At 28.8% G+C, this 16,013-nt stretch carries 13 protein-coding genes; 6 read left to right on the forward strand and 7 right to left on the reverse strand.

Going from position 1 to position 16,013, the window contains the following annotated elements; genetic code table 11:
* Window positions 1-453: 453 nt before the first annotated feature.
* The 6 genes from tssR to KLA_RS16475 form a co-directional block, all read right to left on the reverse strand.
* On the reverse strand, window positions 454-2,853 hold the full coding sequence (gene tssR, locus KLA_RS16450; RefSeq protein WP_034647129.1) for a type VI secretion system protein TssR domain-containing protein: 2,400 nt from the start codon (window positions 2,851-2,853) through the stop codon (window positions 454-456).
* Complete coding sequence (locus tag KLA_RS16455) at window positions 2,850-3,788, reverse strand: PKD domain-containing protein (protein ID WP_034647131.1); 939 nt, start codon at window positions 3,786-3,788, stop codon at window positions 2,850-2,852. The genes tssR and KLA_RS16455 overlap by 4 nt, the downstream gene beginning before the upstream one ends.
* 2 nt (window positions 3,789-3,790) lie before the next feature.
* A complete protein-coding gene (tssO, locus tag KLA_RS16460; RefSeq protein ID WP_034647133.1) occupies window positions 3,791-4,237 on the reverse strand; it encodes a type VI secretion system TssO in 447 nt (148 codons plus the stop codon).
* A gap of 2 nt (window positions 4,238-4,239) precedes the next feature.
* A complete protein-coding gene (gene tssO / locus KLA_RS16465; RefSeq protein WP_034647135.1) occupies window positions 4,240-4,734 on the reverse strand; it encodes a type VI secretion system TssO in 495 nt (164 codons plus the stop codon).
* A 484-nt stretch (window positions 4,735-5,218) separates the two neighbouring features.
* Window positions 5,219-6,586: a DUF5458 family protein gene (locus KLA_RS16470; protein ID WP_034647137.1), complete on the reverse strand. Its 1,368-nt coding sequence runs from the start codon at window positions 6,584-6,586 to the stop codon at window positions 5,219-5,221.
* 18 nt (window positions 6,587-6,604) lie between these two features.
* Window positions 6,605-7,060: a hypothetical protein gene (locus KLA_RS16475; RefSeq protein WP_034647138.1), complete on the reverse strand. Its 456-nt coding sequence runs from the start codon at window positions 7,058-7,060 to the stop codon at window positions 6,605-6,607.
* Between the two features lie 146 nt (window positions 7,061-7,206).
* On the opposite strand from KLA_RS16475, the gene KLA_RS16480 reads away from it, so the two are divergent.
* The 6 genes from KLA_RS16480 to KLA_RS16505 are packed head-to-tail and all read left to right on the forward strand — an operon-like array spanning window position 7,207 to window position 14,849.
* Window positions 7,207-7,635: a GPW/gp25 family protein gene (locus KLA_RS16480; protein ID WP_034647140.1), complete on the forward strand. Its 429-nt coding sequence runs from the start codon at window positions 7,207-7,209 to the stop codon at window positions 7,633-7,635.
* A gap of 6 nt (window positions 7,636-7,641) precedes the next feature.
* Entirely contained in the window at window positions 7,642-9,414 is a 1,773-nt protein-coding gene (locus KLA_RS16485; protein ID WP_034647142.1) for a type VI secretion system baseplate subunit TssF, read from the forward strand.
* A 5-nt stretch (window positions 9,415-9,419) separates the two neighbouring features.
* Complete coding sequence (locus KLA_RS16490; RefSeq protein ID WP_034647144.1) at window positions 9,420-11,858, forward strand: AAA family ATPase; 2,439 nt, start codon at window positions 9,420-9,422, stop codon at window positions 11,856-11,858.
* Window positions 11,852-12,781, forward strand: coding sequence for a hypothetical protein (locus KLA_RS16495; RefSeq protein WP_034647145.1), 930 nt, complete (start codon window positions 11,852-11,854; stop codon window positions 12,779-12,781). Before KLA_RS16490 ends, KLA_RS16495 begins: the two co-directional genes overlap by 7 nt.
* A 30-nt stretch (window positions 12,782-12,811) precedes the next feature.
* On the forward strand, window positions 12,812-13,699 hold the full coding sequence (locus KLA_RS16500) for a TssN family type VI secretion system protein (RefSeq protein ID WP_034647147.1): 888 nt from the start codon (window positions 12,812-12,814) through the stop codon (window positions 13,697-13,699).
* Entirely contained in the window at window positions 13,689-14,849 is a 1,161-nt protein-coding gene (locus KLA_RS16505; protein WP_034647149.1) for a hypothetical protein, read from the forward strand. The genes KLA_RS16500 and KLA_RS16505 overlap by 11 nt, the downstream gene beginning before the upstream one ends.
* Before the next feature lie 157 nt (window positions 14,850-15,006).
* Here the strand turns inward: KLA_RS16505 and KLA_RS16510 are convergent.
* The coding region (locus tag KLA_RS16510) for a hypothetical protein (protein WP_235183586.1) at window positions 15,007-16,013 on the reverse strand (1,007 nt) is incomplete at its 5' end.

Raw genomic sequence — 16,013 nt, forward strand, 5'->3', positions numbered from 1 at the left:
AATTTTAAAGTTTCTCTAGTTTCGACTAGTACAAAAAAAAGAGAAAGCATCAAAAAACTAAATTTTTGAAATTTTCTCCATATTTAAGTTTTGGACCTAAATCCTTAAACTGACATTATTTTATTTTGGAAAAAAGAGAAAAATTCTAAAATATTGTCTTTATGTAAGCTAATGTATTAAAATATATTTAGTTACAAAAAAATAATCGCTAAATTAACCTGTATTTAATGATAATTTTACAGTGTAAAAACTTACAAATACTTGTGTTTATTGGTGTTTACTTTATTTTTTTAAAAATAAAACAGTAGGAAAAATCTTTTAAATTTAGCAACATTTTAGTTTATGTACATAAGATAATGTGTTGTTTTTTTACGATAAATGGTCATCGTGTTTTTAAGTAAACTCCCAAAAGAATTTCAATTGGGAGTTGTAAAACTTAACCGTTGCAATTACTTACAACAACAAATGTTCAGGTATAAAATAACTATCCTTATTAACTTTGGTAAGTTTATTGTCTAAAAACATTTTTTCTAACAGGTCTAATTTTTTTCTGTTTAACATATAAAAGTCATTAAAACCTTTTTTACTTGCTTCGGTACTTTTAACCTTTAAGCTTTTAAACTTATTAAAATCTGCATCTGGTTTAATGCCAGTTTTGTAAAAGAATAGTTTGGTTAAATTGTCTCTTCTGCTAATTACTTTTCGTTTAAAGGTTTTGTTTATTCCTTTAATATGTTTTTTGTAGTTTCTTTTTAAAACTCTTTTATTTCTTTTGTTTAAAGGAATATCTGTAACCGTAGTAGTGTCTTTAGTTTTAAAGTAAAGTGTTGCCTGGTCTTTTAAAGAGTTTAACTTAGACTTAGAAAACCTTGGTAAAAGAGCTCTGTAATTTTCAATAAGTGTAACAATCTCTGACTTGTTCATATGATATCCTTTTTGGTAACCATTAACGGTGGCAGTGTTTAACTGAACGTTTTTGTAAAAAATATCATTAGGGTTATTTTTGTCTACAAGGTTAATTTGTAAACTATCAGAATTAAACATACATTTTAAGAAAGGAGATGGTTTAGATTTTAGTACTCCAAGCTTACTTTTGTAGTTATTTAATGACGTTATTAGTTTATTATTAGTGTTTAAAGTGCGTTGTAAAATAGTGTCTATGGCTACGCTTAAGGCCTTAGGCTCTATGCTGTTATTTATACTAGGAAAAATAATACCACCATTAAATAAACTATTTTTTGGTGCGTCATAAACATATATATTGCTGTTTTCTGCTTCTAAATTTATTAAGCTATTTTTGCTTACGGTTAAATTATTATCTATAATATAGTTTTCTATATGATTATTATAGTTTTTTGATGCTTCTGATAAAATTTCTTTGGCAAGTAATAAATTGTTCTGATAACTTTCGTTAGAGCGGTTTTGTAATTGTACAAACAATAGTTTTGATGAGTATAAAGCCATTTTTTCTATTAAATGCTCTTGCTTATCTAAATTATAATTACCACTGCTACCAGCAATTATAAAAAAATTGTTTTCAAAACTTTTATTAGTGTTAAAGTTGTTAGCTAATGATGCGTCTATTGCTTGGCTTAAATTAAGGTAGCTTTCTGTATGTGTACCTTCTTTAACAGGCATTTTTTCAACAATATTCTGAATAAAATTAACCCATTTTGTAAATGATGTGGTTTTAGGTAATATGTATGATCCGTTTTTACTTCTGCTAATTGCAGAAAAGGTAAAGTTTAGGTCTTCATGTTCCGGAAAAAATAATCCTATATTTTGTAAAGAGTTTATTAGTGGTCTAATGCTAGCTTTTTCATCTTCATTAAATATAAAGTGAAAATTTATTGTTTTGCTTTCTCTTTCTAATCTGTTTGCATCATTAATTAATACATTGTTACCTTTTACATTTATAATTTTATTCTCTTTATGATTCCAAATATAAAAAGGAATGCTAGCTAAGGAGTTTGTTGCTTCTGTAGGTTTATTAAGAGTATTGTTGTAAAGGTAACTAGCGTAAATATTGTCTTTAGATAACAACAAATTATTACACTCTTTTAAAGGTATGTTAGAAGACTGCAAAGCAATATTGTATACGTGACCTTGACCAATGGGTGCTATTAACTCTGTAGGTACCCAGCCCATAATATTTGTTTTTGCACCATTAATTGTTGGTGAGTTAGATACTAACACCGCATTGCCTGTTTCATTATACTTGTAAGGATAAACAGTTTGGTTTAATACTAATTTTTTATCTAAAGGATTTTTAAAAAAGGGATCTTGATAAACAAAAAGACTGTCTCCTGTAAAAAACGTATTTAGCTTGTAAAAGCCTCCTGTTTTACTTATGCCAACCTTGTATTTTAAAGGTTTATTGTTAATTGTACTTAACAGTGAATTTTTATGTTTTAATGTATTGCTTTTAGATATCCACCCAATATAATTAAGTGCTTTTGTATCTGTAAAATGATGTTTTCTGTTTACTAGAAAAGAGAAAAATCCTTTAGGTTTTCCTATTAAACTAGAGTCTGCTAATACAACTTCATAAGCATCGTTTTTATCGTTTATTACAATATAGGGTTCTAAAAATGGTTGTGATCCTTTTTTAAATTGACTATACCTGTTTGTGTATGATGTATTGTTGCTACGGTCTGAGTATACTACGAGTATAGATTTATCTTTTTTTAGTTTTATGGCATTGGCATCACCATTAGGGTAGTTAAAACTATTGTAGCCTACTTTTTCAATTTTTTCATATTTAAAAACTTGTGCATATACCGTGTTTAAAAGCACTACAGATAAAAAAGTTATTGCAAATGTTACTATGTTTTTTGGTTGGTTATTTTTCATTCTAACATGCTTTGAGTTACATTAATTCTTTTTATGCATTTATAAGTTTCTAATTCTATACTATTGATGCTAATTTTTTTATTTCGTTTGCCGTCTAAATAATGCAAGCCTTGGCAATAACTATAAAGATCATTGTATTTGCTATTGTTTACCACAACTACCACTTCATTAGCATTATTACAAGTGTATTTGTTTTTTATGTAGTTAAATTGTTGGTTAAACGTTTTACGGTCTGTTACATCTGCATCTGCAATAGCTTGTAAATGTTTTTTTATGTCGTTTTCTGCTAGTGAAAGAGAATCTACAGTTATCATTTCATCTAATTTTTCAAAACGTGGAAGAATTTTAATTCTATGGTGAATAGGAAATTCTGTTGTGTTTGTGGTAAGTTTTACGTCATAAATACCAGGCTCAGAGTATACGTAAACATTTTGCTTTTCATAAGCATCTACAGTGCCAGATTCTCCAAACTCCCAATACCAAGTATCTATACCTGGCCCTTGTGAGGTAAATATTAGTTCTTCTCCTGTGTAGCCTTCATCTGGTCCAAAAAGTTTAGGTATAGAGTCTATAACCTTACGTTCTTTTACAGATATTACTTTTATGTATTTAGATAATGTATGGTTTTTATCTATATCAACAGTAATTAAATACCTGCCGGCCTCCTTATATTTGTATTTAACATCTAAGTTGCGTTTAATAGTGTCTCCGTTTCCAAAATGCCATACCAAATTTTTATCTTTAATAGCAGAAGTATCGTTTAAAAAAAAGTCCAACTCTTCATTTTGTTCAAAATGGCTATTATCATTAGAGTCAAAAATATAAAAGTCTAAATTTTTTAAATCAGAGTTAAAAGGATAAAAACTTAAAATGATGATAACTAATGATATTAGTAGCAGTGTGCTTAATAATATAATTTTATTTTTATTGCTCATATCTATATGTTTGCTTTACATTCATTTAGGTTTTTTTCTATTAATTTATTGTTCTTTAATGATTTGTTTAAAGCCTCATTAATGTCAAAATAAATTTTTAATATTCTTGATGATTGTTGTCCAAAAAGATATTTGTTGTTTTTGTTATTTATTTTGTAAATATCTTCTAAAGCATAGATATCTCTTTTTATATCGTCTATTCTTTGCACTTGGTTAATATCAAACTCTATTGTTTTAATAGTGTCATGAATTGCTATTACCTGTGTAGTATACTTATTTTGGGCAGCTAGTATTTCTTCAGAATTTCTAATGTCGCTCATAATTTCTTTGCTTTCTAATACAGGGATAGAAACAAAAAAGTTTACAATTATTACAAACAGAATTCCTACTACCCAAGAAAAAAATAAGGCAAACCTAATTTTTCTCCATGATTTTTCATTTAGTTGCATAGTTAGTTAAATTGGTTAGAGTTTATTTCTCGGTATTTTTGTTTACATTTTTCTAGCTGATCTATATTGTGTAGTCTTTTGCTTTCTTCCTTTTTGTAAACATCCATAATAGATTGTATTTCCCCTAAGTGGTTAAAAAGCTCTTGATATAGTTTGTAGTTTTTAGCATCATGCTTATTAATGTTAATCTCTTTTTCTAAACTTAAGCGTGTATCAGAAATTAACTTTTGCATTTCTTTATGCTCTGTTAAAGTTCTTCTTTTGTTTTTTAAACTGCTTAGGTTTTTGTAAATGTCTTCTAATTGAAAATTGAGCTCCGCTTGCTTTTTAAAAATAGCATCGTAGTTATCTTTTTTTTCAACTAGTAATGTTATGCCTTTTGTAGCAGTATTAAGCGTAAAAGAGCCGCAAACTAATAGTACAATAATTAAAAGACTAAAGTAGAGAGAGAATTTTACTATTTGTTTTCTTCTTTTTGTATGATTTAATGGTTTCATAAAATAAAATTTACATTTAACTTTTATACATAATTAAATATTGCAATATGTGGTAATGTGTTGCAATTTGTTAGTTAAATTCAGTGTTTCATTTTTTGTAAGATTTTATTTTAAAATACACTTTTGTGGGCTATGTTAATTTACTAGTGTGCATTAATATAGCTTGGTTAAGTATAATTTGTTGTTAGTTTAAAGTTTTTAAAAATCAATTAATTAATTTTTTGTTGCTATGTTTTTGTAGTTAAAACTTGAGCAATATATTTAATTTTTCTTTAAACTTTTAAATAAAAATCACTTTTTTTTGTAGGTTTTTCTGTAGTTATTAGTGATTTTGTTTTGTAAAGGGAAGAGGGGTATGGGTTGGTTGTTTTTATAAACATAGTAAGCGTTAATTTTAAAAAAAGATATGCTTTGAATTTTAGTAATATTTATGTAAAGAATGGTCTTTTTTAAAATTAAAGACCATTCTTTTTTATATAAAAGCTTATTGTTGGTTGTATTCACTATGCCAAACAGCTTCTTCTGGCCCATCTCCTTTGTGCCCATCTAATTGTATTACAAAACTTTTTGCAGGGAAGTAAGGTGTAATATGTATGTCTATTAAAACCCTATCTTTTTGGTTAGGATCTTGTTCAATTTTTACAACTTTAAATTTCTCTATAAGTTTTGTTGGTCCTTGTATACTATCTAAAAACTTAACAATTTGGCTTCTTAAATCAGACTCAGTTCGTGTTGTCCAGTTTTCAAAAGCTCTTCTGTTTAAAAAGTCAAATAATACCTTGGTGATATAGTCAAAAACACGTACTACAGAGTAAGTTTGTAGTCCTAAATTGTCTCCGTTAAATAATGTTTTTGCCGAAAAAGCCATTACTTTACTGTACTCATTAACCATAGGTACTAATCCCATTTTTTCTAATTCAGAGATCTCACTCTTTTTTAGGTCAAAACGTACGCTTTCTACTTCGTTAATTCCACCAAACTTTTTACCAGCTACAACCTGAGACATTAAAGTACTATATATTTTACCTGCTAAAGCAGTAGAAGGAGGTACGTATAAGTTGTCTTCTTCACCAACAATATCATCTTTTTTTCTGCCTAATAAATAGTTACAGGTCATTAGTGTGTTAGACTTGTAAACATCTCCTCCGGTGTGGTCAGAGTTAAAAAATAAATCTACAACGTCATCTGGTGTTTCTAAATCCTGAAAATCTGTTAGTAAAACGGTTTTGTTTTCAAAAGCAATTTTAGACCATTTATCTAATATGGCATTAGATCCTAAATAACCAGGAATAACTAGTAAAGAATAATTTTGTCTTAGGTCTAATCTGTCAAAATTTTGTTTTAGCTCGTTGCTAATATAATCAATAAAGTAAGGGTTGTCTAAATCCTTTAGCTGCTCCATACTTGCGTTAATAATAGTAGCATTTTTGACCTTATCACTTTCTGTGTTTTTGTAGAAATGAGCAACAGATCTGTAAGAAGTCTCTAATTCTTTAGTTCTCTTTAATGCTTCTTTTAAATTTGCATTTAAGATTTCACCTACTTTTAAAGCTTTCTCTTTAGCAATGTCGCGCATTTCTTCGCTATTTTTATTGCTTTTTAAAAGCTCTAGCCAAACAGTAAGTCTGTTTACTAAATTTTTACGCTCTAACTCCCACTGGTCATCAGTTAAAAAAATATTTCTTCTTGCCTTTCTGTTTGGGTTTAGGTTGGTGTAACCATCAATTACATTTTCTAAAAACGAGAATCCTCCAAATTCTTTCAGTAAATCTATTGCATCTAATACGCCTGTAGATTCTGCTTGTTTAGACTGTGTAGCTATAGATTTACTAGCTTGAGTTTTTTCTGCCATTACTTGTTTTTTTGATCGTTATTTTTCTGCATTTTTTATTTCAGCGATAGACTCTTCCAAAATTTGAATAAGTGCGTTTTTAGTATCAGGGTTTTCTAAGGCCTTCAAAAGAGCTCTGTTAGAAGATAATTGGCGAGATATTTTTACGTTTTGTTCCTTTTCAATATTTAATTTACTTAGAAACTCACTATTCTCTTTTATTTTTTTAGAATCAAAATCTCCAATGTTTTTAAACTTCATTTCTTCACTAATGTCACTTCCGTTTTCATCCTGAAATTCTAGTTTAACAGAAGGAGAAAATTTTTCAAAAACTTCTTCTACAGTTTGTAGTCCATGAATTGCCTCTGGAGATACAGGTGCTTCGTCAGTTAATTTTTGAACAAGTAAAGTTCTGTTAGAAGGTATGTCTGCTATAGATTCGTTAACATCTAGCTTAACCTCATTACCTCCTATGCCGTAATTGTACATTGCCATATTGTCTATTTTTTTTATTAATATTATCTAGTTTTTTATAATTTTAATATGAATATACTTATTTTATTTAAAACATAAAATTATATTTGTTTTAATTAAAATGTAAGTATACGAGTAAGATATTACTTATCAAAGATATAAAACTTATGAACTATTTGAAGTTGCCAATTGATTTTTCTGAAATTTTAATGAATAAAAGTGCAGATAGGTGTTCTAAAGTAGAGTCTATAGCCCAGCATATTATGATGATGATAACATCTAGATATGGAGAAGTAGTGGGTAGAGATGATTTTGGTTCAAAAATTTGGGAACTAGAGTTTAGTCAGCTTGTACGTATACAAGATTGGGAAGAACAAGTTGAAAATTCTTTAACAGAAGCAATAATTAAATATGAAGCAAGATTAAAAGATATCAAAGTAGCTGTTGTGTTATCTGAAGTAGACGATAATTTATCTAATAGTGAAAACACACAAATACGTAGAAAATCACAAATTACAGTTAAGGGAAAACTAGTAGAGAACGATATGGATTTTAATTTTAGTACCTTAATATACATAAGCCCTTTATCACAATAATATAATATGAGAGACCAAACATTTTTAACATTAAAAAAAAGAATGTTAAAACGCTCTATGGAATTGTGGGGCATAAATGAGGCAAATGATATAGACCCTTTAATAGACCTGTTAATAGATGTTTATGCGTATGAAAAAGCAAAACTGTATCAGGAAATTAAATTGTCAGACACTCAATTACTACATAGGTTGTCTAGAATATTAATGAGTAGCAAATGGTCTTCGCCAATGCCTGCACATGGGTTAATGCTAATTTACCCAAATGATGATTCTTATACTGTTTCTTCAGAAAATCATTTTTATGTAAACACTAGTAGCTACGGAAAAGATAATTTAAGCGTATTTTTTACTCCTTTGGTAAAATCTAATATATATAAAGCTCAAGTAAAACATAAACTTATTAATACAGATATTGTAAGTTATACTAATAATGAGATAATTACCAATACTTTTTTTGACGCAAACAATAGAGTAGAAGATAATGCGCTGTGGCTAGGTATAGAAATAACAGATGAGCAACTAAATAGTTTAGACAAACTGTCTGTTACTATTTTAATGGAAGATTTAACATTATACCCTTTGTTAAATGCAATGTCTGTTAACGGTGAAAATAGAGTTAATGTTAATTGCACCAAACAAGATTTTGAGCCAGATGCTTTAGATGAAACTCATTATTTTAATGAAATAAATAACTATTATAAAGATTATTTTTATTTGTTAGAGCTAAGTAAAAATGCTCACACTAAAAAGTCATTGTCTCAACTATTTCCTTTTGCAAAAAAAGAAGTAGGAGATTTAGATTATGACCAAAATCTTTTTTGGGTTAAAATAAAATTACCGGAGATATTTAGTTATAAAAAATTAAAAGAATTTCACGTTTATTTAAATGCAGTACCTGTTGTTAACAGAAAAAGAATTTACAAACAACATAACTATAAAAAAAACGGACGAATAGTATCGCTGCCAAGTGAATCTAAAAATTACTTTTTAAATGTAAAATCTGCGCAAGATGATAATGGTAATTATCTAAAAAACATTTTAAAAGATTATGAAAATAAAAAAAATGGCAGCTATTCCCTTTATTTTGGAGACATAGAAAAGTTTGATACCCGTAGTGCAAAAGTGTTAATTGGTAAGGTAATACAAGCAATTAGGGAAGAGGGTAATGCATTTACTGCAATGAACCCAGAAAAATTAGAAGCCTATTTAGAAGAGTTAGTAAGCCAACTAGCTTTACTAGAGCAAAAAGCAGTGGAGAATATTAAAGATGTAGATATTTTGCAAAATCCGTTTTTATTAACATACCCTTATGCCAATGGTACTAATTATGAAATAGAATACTGGATAACAAATGCAGAAGTGGGCAATGGTTTTGATGAGCACAGTAGGTTTAACCAATATGCAACCAACGAGTTTAATATAAAAAAAACTAGACTGCTAACGCAAACCATTGGCGGAAAAATTAGAAAAGAGGAGAGGGAACAAATAGACAGTTTAAGATATGGACTATTAACTAAAGAACGTATAGTCTCTACTGCAGATATTAAAAGTTACATTAATCAACAAATAGGAAACTACGTTTCTACCATAGAAATAAAACCAGGAGTTAAAATATCTAAAGAAAAGAAAAAAGGAATAATAAGAACCACAGATGTTATAATTACGCTAAGCACACTGTTTTCATCAGCATTAGACTTAAATAGGTTAGGGGTTTATTTTGAAAATGAGCTTACGCAAAAGTCAATTAGCAGTATTCCGTATAACGTAGTAATTCAATAATTAACATGAAAGAATTAGATTTTAGTCAAGGATTAATTTCGGCTATGAAAATGGCCAAACATAATGCATTAAACGAAAAACATTCATCTTACGGTGTTGCACATTTGGTTATGGCTATGCTTATAGAGCCAACAGGACTTAAAGAAATTTTAGAAGGGTTAGGTAAAGACATTAGTTATATAGCAGAATGGTTTGAGGTTAGAAGAGAAATGTATACCCCTTCTGCAGATTATGATGAAGAAACACTGCAAGACGCAGAATTACAAATAGTATTAGAAGACGCTATAAGGTCTAAAATTAAACTAGGTACAGATTTTATAGATCCTATATGTGTGTTTACAGCTGTAGTTAGGGATGGGGTAGTGTACTCTAAGGCTCAAATAGAATCTTTAGGAGTAAATGAAAATGATATACTTAACCAGTACAATGTGCCAAAATTAAACCTGTTATCTGCTTCAGATGCAGAAAATCAAGTGGTTTCTTCCACGCCATTTTCAGTAAATTTAAAAACAGAAAAGGTAATAGCAGATGGCTCTTTAATAATAGGAAGAGAAAAAGAAGTTAGGTCTATTTTAGAAAATATTGAAAGATCAGAGAATAAAGGAACTTTACTTATAGGAGACTCAGGTGTAGGTAAAACAGCAGTTGTAAAATCTTTTGTGTCTGAACTTGCAAATAATGAAGATGAAATTATAAGAAACACTCTAGTATTTGGTTTAAACGTATCTAAACTATTAGCTAGTTGTAGTTCTGAGAATGAAATTTCTAAAAAAATTGTAGAGTTGTTTGAAAAACTACACAAGTTAGAAACACAAGTAGTTTTAGTTATAGATGACCTTCAAATTTTATTAGAAAACACATCTGGTAAATCTAGTATGGTTACTAATATTTTAAACTCACAGCTAGCAGAGGGTTCTACAAATATTGTTTTTACAATAACATCAGATGCGTACAGAAAAAATATAGAAAAACATCCAATTAATAGTAAATTAGAAATGGTGTTTTTAGAAGAACTAGATCATTTTTTACTTTTAAAATGTTTAGAAAAACACCAAATACGTTTACAAGGTATTTACGATTTAAAAATCTCAGATGAGGCTTTAAAAGAAACCATAAAACTATCTAAAAGATATTTTAAAGAAAATAAATTACCGTATGGAGCTATAGATCTGTTAGATAGAACTTTGGCTGCAGTAAAAATGAGTAATAAAAATGCTCAAAAAGAAATAGAAAAGTTTAAACAGTCACTAAAACAGATAGAAGAGGGGGAAACTGTTGAAAAAGGAGATTTAGAGTTACTTTTTAAAACTATTTATAAAAAAATAAGTGTAGTACTTACATCTAAAATAGCAGAAAATTTAACACTGTTAGATGATGACAGTATAGAAAATAGTTTAGCAAAAATACATAAACTACTTGGTTTGCTAGAGCAAGAATCTTCTTCAAAAATAAATGTATTAGAACCTACAGAAATAGAGTCTATAGTTGCAGATATATCTGGTATACCATTAGGCAAAATACAAGCAGAAGAAAAGGAAAAAATACTTGGTATAGAAGATAAGTTGCAAGAAAGAGTTAAAGGGCAACAAAACGCAATACAAACATTATCAGATGCTATAATAGAATCTAGAAGTGGTTTAGGAAACCCAAAACAACCTATTGGATCTTTTTTCTTTTTAGGTCCTACTGGAACAGGTAAAACAGAACTTACAAAATCTTTAGCAGAGTTGTTGTTTGATGATGAAAATGCTATGATTAGGTTTGATATGTCTGAATTTAAGGAAGAACACTCAGCGGCATTACTTTATGGTGCGCCTCCTGGTTATGTTGGGTATGAAGAAGGTGGTATGTTGGTAAATAAAATTAGGCAAAAACCATATTCTGTTGTTCTTTTTGATGAAATAGAAAAAGCTCACAGTTCTGTTTATGATGTTTTTCTTCAAATTATGGATGAAGGGGTAATACATGATAAATTAGGCAGAAGCGGAGATTTTTCTAATGCAATTATAATATTTACCTCTAACATAGGAAGTCAATGGATTGCAGAGCAAATAGAGCAAGGAACCATACCAACATCTAACCAGTTAATAGAGGTAATGAGTAAAAATTTTAGACCAGAGTTTTTAGGTAGGCTTACAGAGGTAGTTCCTTTTTCTCCTATAAATGAAAGTATAGCTAAAGACATTTTTAAGCTTCATTTTTCTAACTTGCAAAAACAATTACTGGAGCAAAAAGATATTTCATTAGTATTGTCTGATGAGGCTTTAGGCTACTTAGCCCAAAAAGGATATTCAAAAAAATACGGAGCAAGGCCAATTGCAGGTGTTATTAGGAACTACATTAAAAAGGTGATATCTAAATTTATTATTTCAGAACAAATTATAGCAGGAGACAAAATAATACTTAATTACAAAGAAGAACAGTTAATTTGGGATAAATGTTAGAGGAAGAGTTTGATATAGATGCATTAAAGAGAAATGAAACAGCAGATTTTGTAGCAGAAGTATTTTATGAAGAGTTAAAGTTTATTTTAAATAAAGATCTAGATCAAATGCTAATTGTAGAAAACAATGGCATGAATAGTAGGGCGTTGTCTAAAGATATTTTAGATGTTAGCACGCTGTATAAGTCTATTTCTAGTAAGTATAAAGAGTTTTTAGTACTGCATTTAAGCAGAAATAGCATATATCATCAATTGCCAGAAATTTTGTTTCACCCATTGGTCATTAGTACTCCGTCTATGAGTAATAAAGAAGTGGTAGAAGCAATTAAAGAAAACAAAAGAAGAGAGTTAAGAAACTTAAACTTTTTTCAACCTTTTGATACAGATCTTTTTAATGAAAGTTCAAAAATAATAAATCGTCATCTTAACTTTTTAACAGACGATGACGCAAGTGAAAATCTTTTTAAAATAGCACAAAAAATTTTAGATGCTAAGTTAGATATACCTAAAGTAAAATTATTTAAACTGTTTTTTAAATTATGTAATTCAGAACAATTAAAAGAAAATTTGCCCGTTATTGAAGATTTAATATATGAGGTTTTAGACTTAAAAGTAACACTAAAATATACACCTAAAATTTTTAATAAAATACCATTTAATACACTAGGAAATGGTTTGTTGGGCATAGATTTTGGTTTACACGGTAATGTACAAAGTGAGGTAGATGACATAACAGTGTGTATACTATTAAATGAGTCTGTAGAGGATTATAATGAACTTCTTAAAAACATTAATAACGTTAAAATAATTTTGAGTTTTTTAATTATATCTAATAGAGAAATATTTGTAACTTACCATTTAACGGGTAAGCTAGACTTTACTTTAAACAACAAATATTTAGGTTATGACACTTATTTAAATTAATTAATGTTAAGCATATAAAATAGAATTGAAATGGATACATTAATTACATTTTTTTTAAAATATTTATTAGCCCCAATATTGGTGGTTTTTTTAATTTTAATACTAAAGTTTTCTAAAATAAAAAAGAAGCTACGTATGAAAAAAGTAATATTTTTTATACTAGTTTCGTTATTAATTTTGGCACTTCCAGCACTTTACGGGTTGCTTGGGTATGAGTTTGTTTGGGGTGGTTTGTTAATTACTGCACTAACGTATTTGTTTTTGGGTATAGGTATGGTTTTTTATACAAAATCTAAAGCTTTTAGCACATTTGGCCTAATAGATAAAAGTGGAGATAAAACTTATTTTTTAATAGTAATAGCTGCAATTGTAATTTTATCTGCGTGGGTATATTATCTAATTTTTTATAAAATAAGTGGTTTGCCATACTCAGTATGGGCAATGTCTACTGTATTATGGTTTATAGTACCTATATTTTTTGTGATTGCCAGAGATTCTTTTTTAAAAATTTCTCCACCTTTTTATAAATCTTGGAGAGTAGAACATGATACAAATAGTGACTTGTACTGGGATAAGATAGATACTTTTACGCTTATACAGGTAACAGTTAAAGTTAAAAGATCTCCTACAGATAAAGACTATTCGTCATTTATGGTAAAATTGCCTACAGAAGTTATTTTAGGAAAATGGTTTAATAGGTTTATAGAAGATCAAAATGTTAGGTTTCCGCAAGATGTTATAAAAACTGAAGATGAAAGTGGCGATGAAATGGGGTGGATTTTTTACACCTCCAAATGGTTTAAGTTTCCTTTGTTTACACGTGTTTTAGATGCAGAAAAAACAGGAACAGAAAATAACATTACTAATACACAAACGATCTTTGTTAGACGTATAAAAATAAAAGAAGATGAAAACTAATAAAATACAAAATTTACCCATTAATTGGACAGATGGAGTAAAGCTCTCAGAAAATCATTTTTTTAAGCAGTATTATAACACTATAGAGACTATAAAAAGTTACAATACTACAAATCAAAAAAATTTTGATTATGGTATTTTAGAGGCCATAGATAGTAATTTAAGAGCTCTAGATCTAGAGTTGTCTTCAGATACAGGAAATACTATTGCTATTAGTTTAAAGTCTTGTAATGCAATAACAAAAAATGGGTATAAAATAGTATTTTATGATGGCCTTTATGGAGATGATTATACTCCAAAAAAAATAATAAACTTTAGTGAAACGGAAGATTCAGAAGCACGTACATATTACGTAATAGCTTCAATAAGCCCTTTTGAGCTAGTGCCAGTAGGCCAGCCAGATCCAGAAGTAATACCACTACACCACCCAAATGCAATGCCAAAAATTTCTTTAGATGTAATACCAGTAAACCAGGTAAATACACATTTTTTAGAAGGTAATTTTATTGTAGTAGGTAAAATTAATGCAGAGCAAGGAGTATTTTCTTTAAATGAATCTTATATCCCTCCAGTAAAAAAAATAATATATAATGACGCTTTAGATAAATTTAGGGTAGACCTCATTCAAGTTTTAATAAGAATGAGAAAAAACGCTATTTTAATTATCAAAAAAAATAGGAATAATAAGCGTACAAATAAATTAGCAGAAAACACTTTTGTTCTTTGTAATGATTTTAATCAGTTTTATGGTCAAAGTATATATTACCTAAAAGAAATAGTGGCCGAAGAATCTCCAATTTATTTAGCAAAGCAGATCTCAGTACTAGCAAATCAGTTCTCTACCTCTTTAAGTATAATGGATGAAAAAGAGCGAGAAGAGTTGCTGCAGTATTACTTTGAGTGGACAGATGTTAAACCGTCTAATTTTAACTCTAAAATTGAAGATGTGTTAAACAATAATTACAGTCATATTAATATTGCAGGTACAGTAGATGTTTTAGGAGAATTTGTATCTATAATAGATAGGTTGTTTAACAAAATGAGTGCCTTAGAATATATAGGGCAACGTAAAGATAATATTGTAATTAGTGAAGACTCTATAATCAAAAAAGATAAACCGGGTAAATCTTCTTGGTCTATTTTTGATTAAGATAAGTCCTAAATAAACAAAAAAAGTTATCTAATTGCTAGGTAGCTTTTTTTGTTTATTCTGTTGTTTAATTTAGTAATTACAGACGAGCTCTAATCAGGCGCAGCTACTCCAAAACACTAAAAACCAACTATAAAAAAATAATTTTTTAAACATATTATTTTATCATTTCTAACTGTATGTCTTCATCTTTACCTGTGTATTTGTCTTTATCCATATATAAATACACACCTAGAAAACGCCCACGTAATCTTCCTGATTTATTTTTATAGGTAAAATATAAAGTAGAGGCACCTCTATATCGAGAGTCTGTATTTATATTACTGCCAAATTTTAAAGTTGCTATTTTGCCTTCTCCAAAAAAAGCCAACTCATAGTTTTGTAATGGTTGAAATTCTTTATCTTTTATATTTACCCCTTCATTATTTTCTTCCCAAAGCCCATTTATTTGATCTTTTCTCTCGTATTCACTAAAAGAGGTTCTGAAAACATTATTATATTCTAAATTTACTATTGCATTCACATCTTTTTCTTCGTATTTTTTTTGGTAGCTTTTAAAATAACTAATTATTTTTTGTTTTAAAAGTGTAGAGTCTACCTTCCGTAAATCTATACCATTACTCCAGCCTTCAAACTCAAAAGGTACTTTTGCATTAAAGGAAAAACTAAACTCATAAAACGGTAAGCCTGCGCCAACAAATTCTTGGTTGTCATACCCTTCTGGTTTTACCACTTTTATAGATTCTTCTTTTGATATAGTGTAGTTTTTCCAGTCTGGCACTTTTATAACCTCTACAAGCATAGAACTTCCTTTGTTTAAGGTGTTCATATAGGGCTGGTCTTCTCCAAATTCTTGTTGCAGTAAATCGCCATAGGGGTACATGCGTATGGTAACTTTCTGCGGACCACTTTTTAATATAGCTCTATTTATTTTTATGGCTGTAGCCAGTTTACCACTTCTATAATACTCTTTTACAGGAAAATCATTTACCAAAACCTCATAGGTACAATACTCTTGGTTTATGCGTAGTAAATACATAGGTTGCTCATTATACTTAGGCTTAGCTTGCCACATTTTATCTGTAACATTATGTATGGTAATAGTGTCTTGGTCTGCAGTGTTCATATTCTTGGTAGTTTTAGTGTTTTGGGCGCAGCTCACCC

The organism is Cellulophaga geojensis KL-A, assembly GCF_000568425.1.
In the GTDB taxonomy this organism is placed as follows: domain Bacteria; phylum Bacteroidota; class Bacteroidia; order Flavobacteriales; family Flavobacteriaceae; genus Cellulophaga; species Cellulophaga lytica.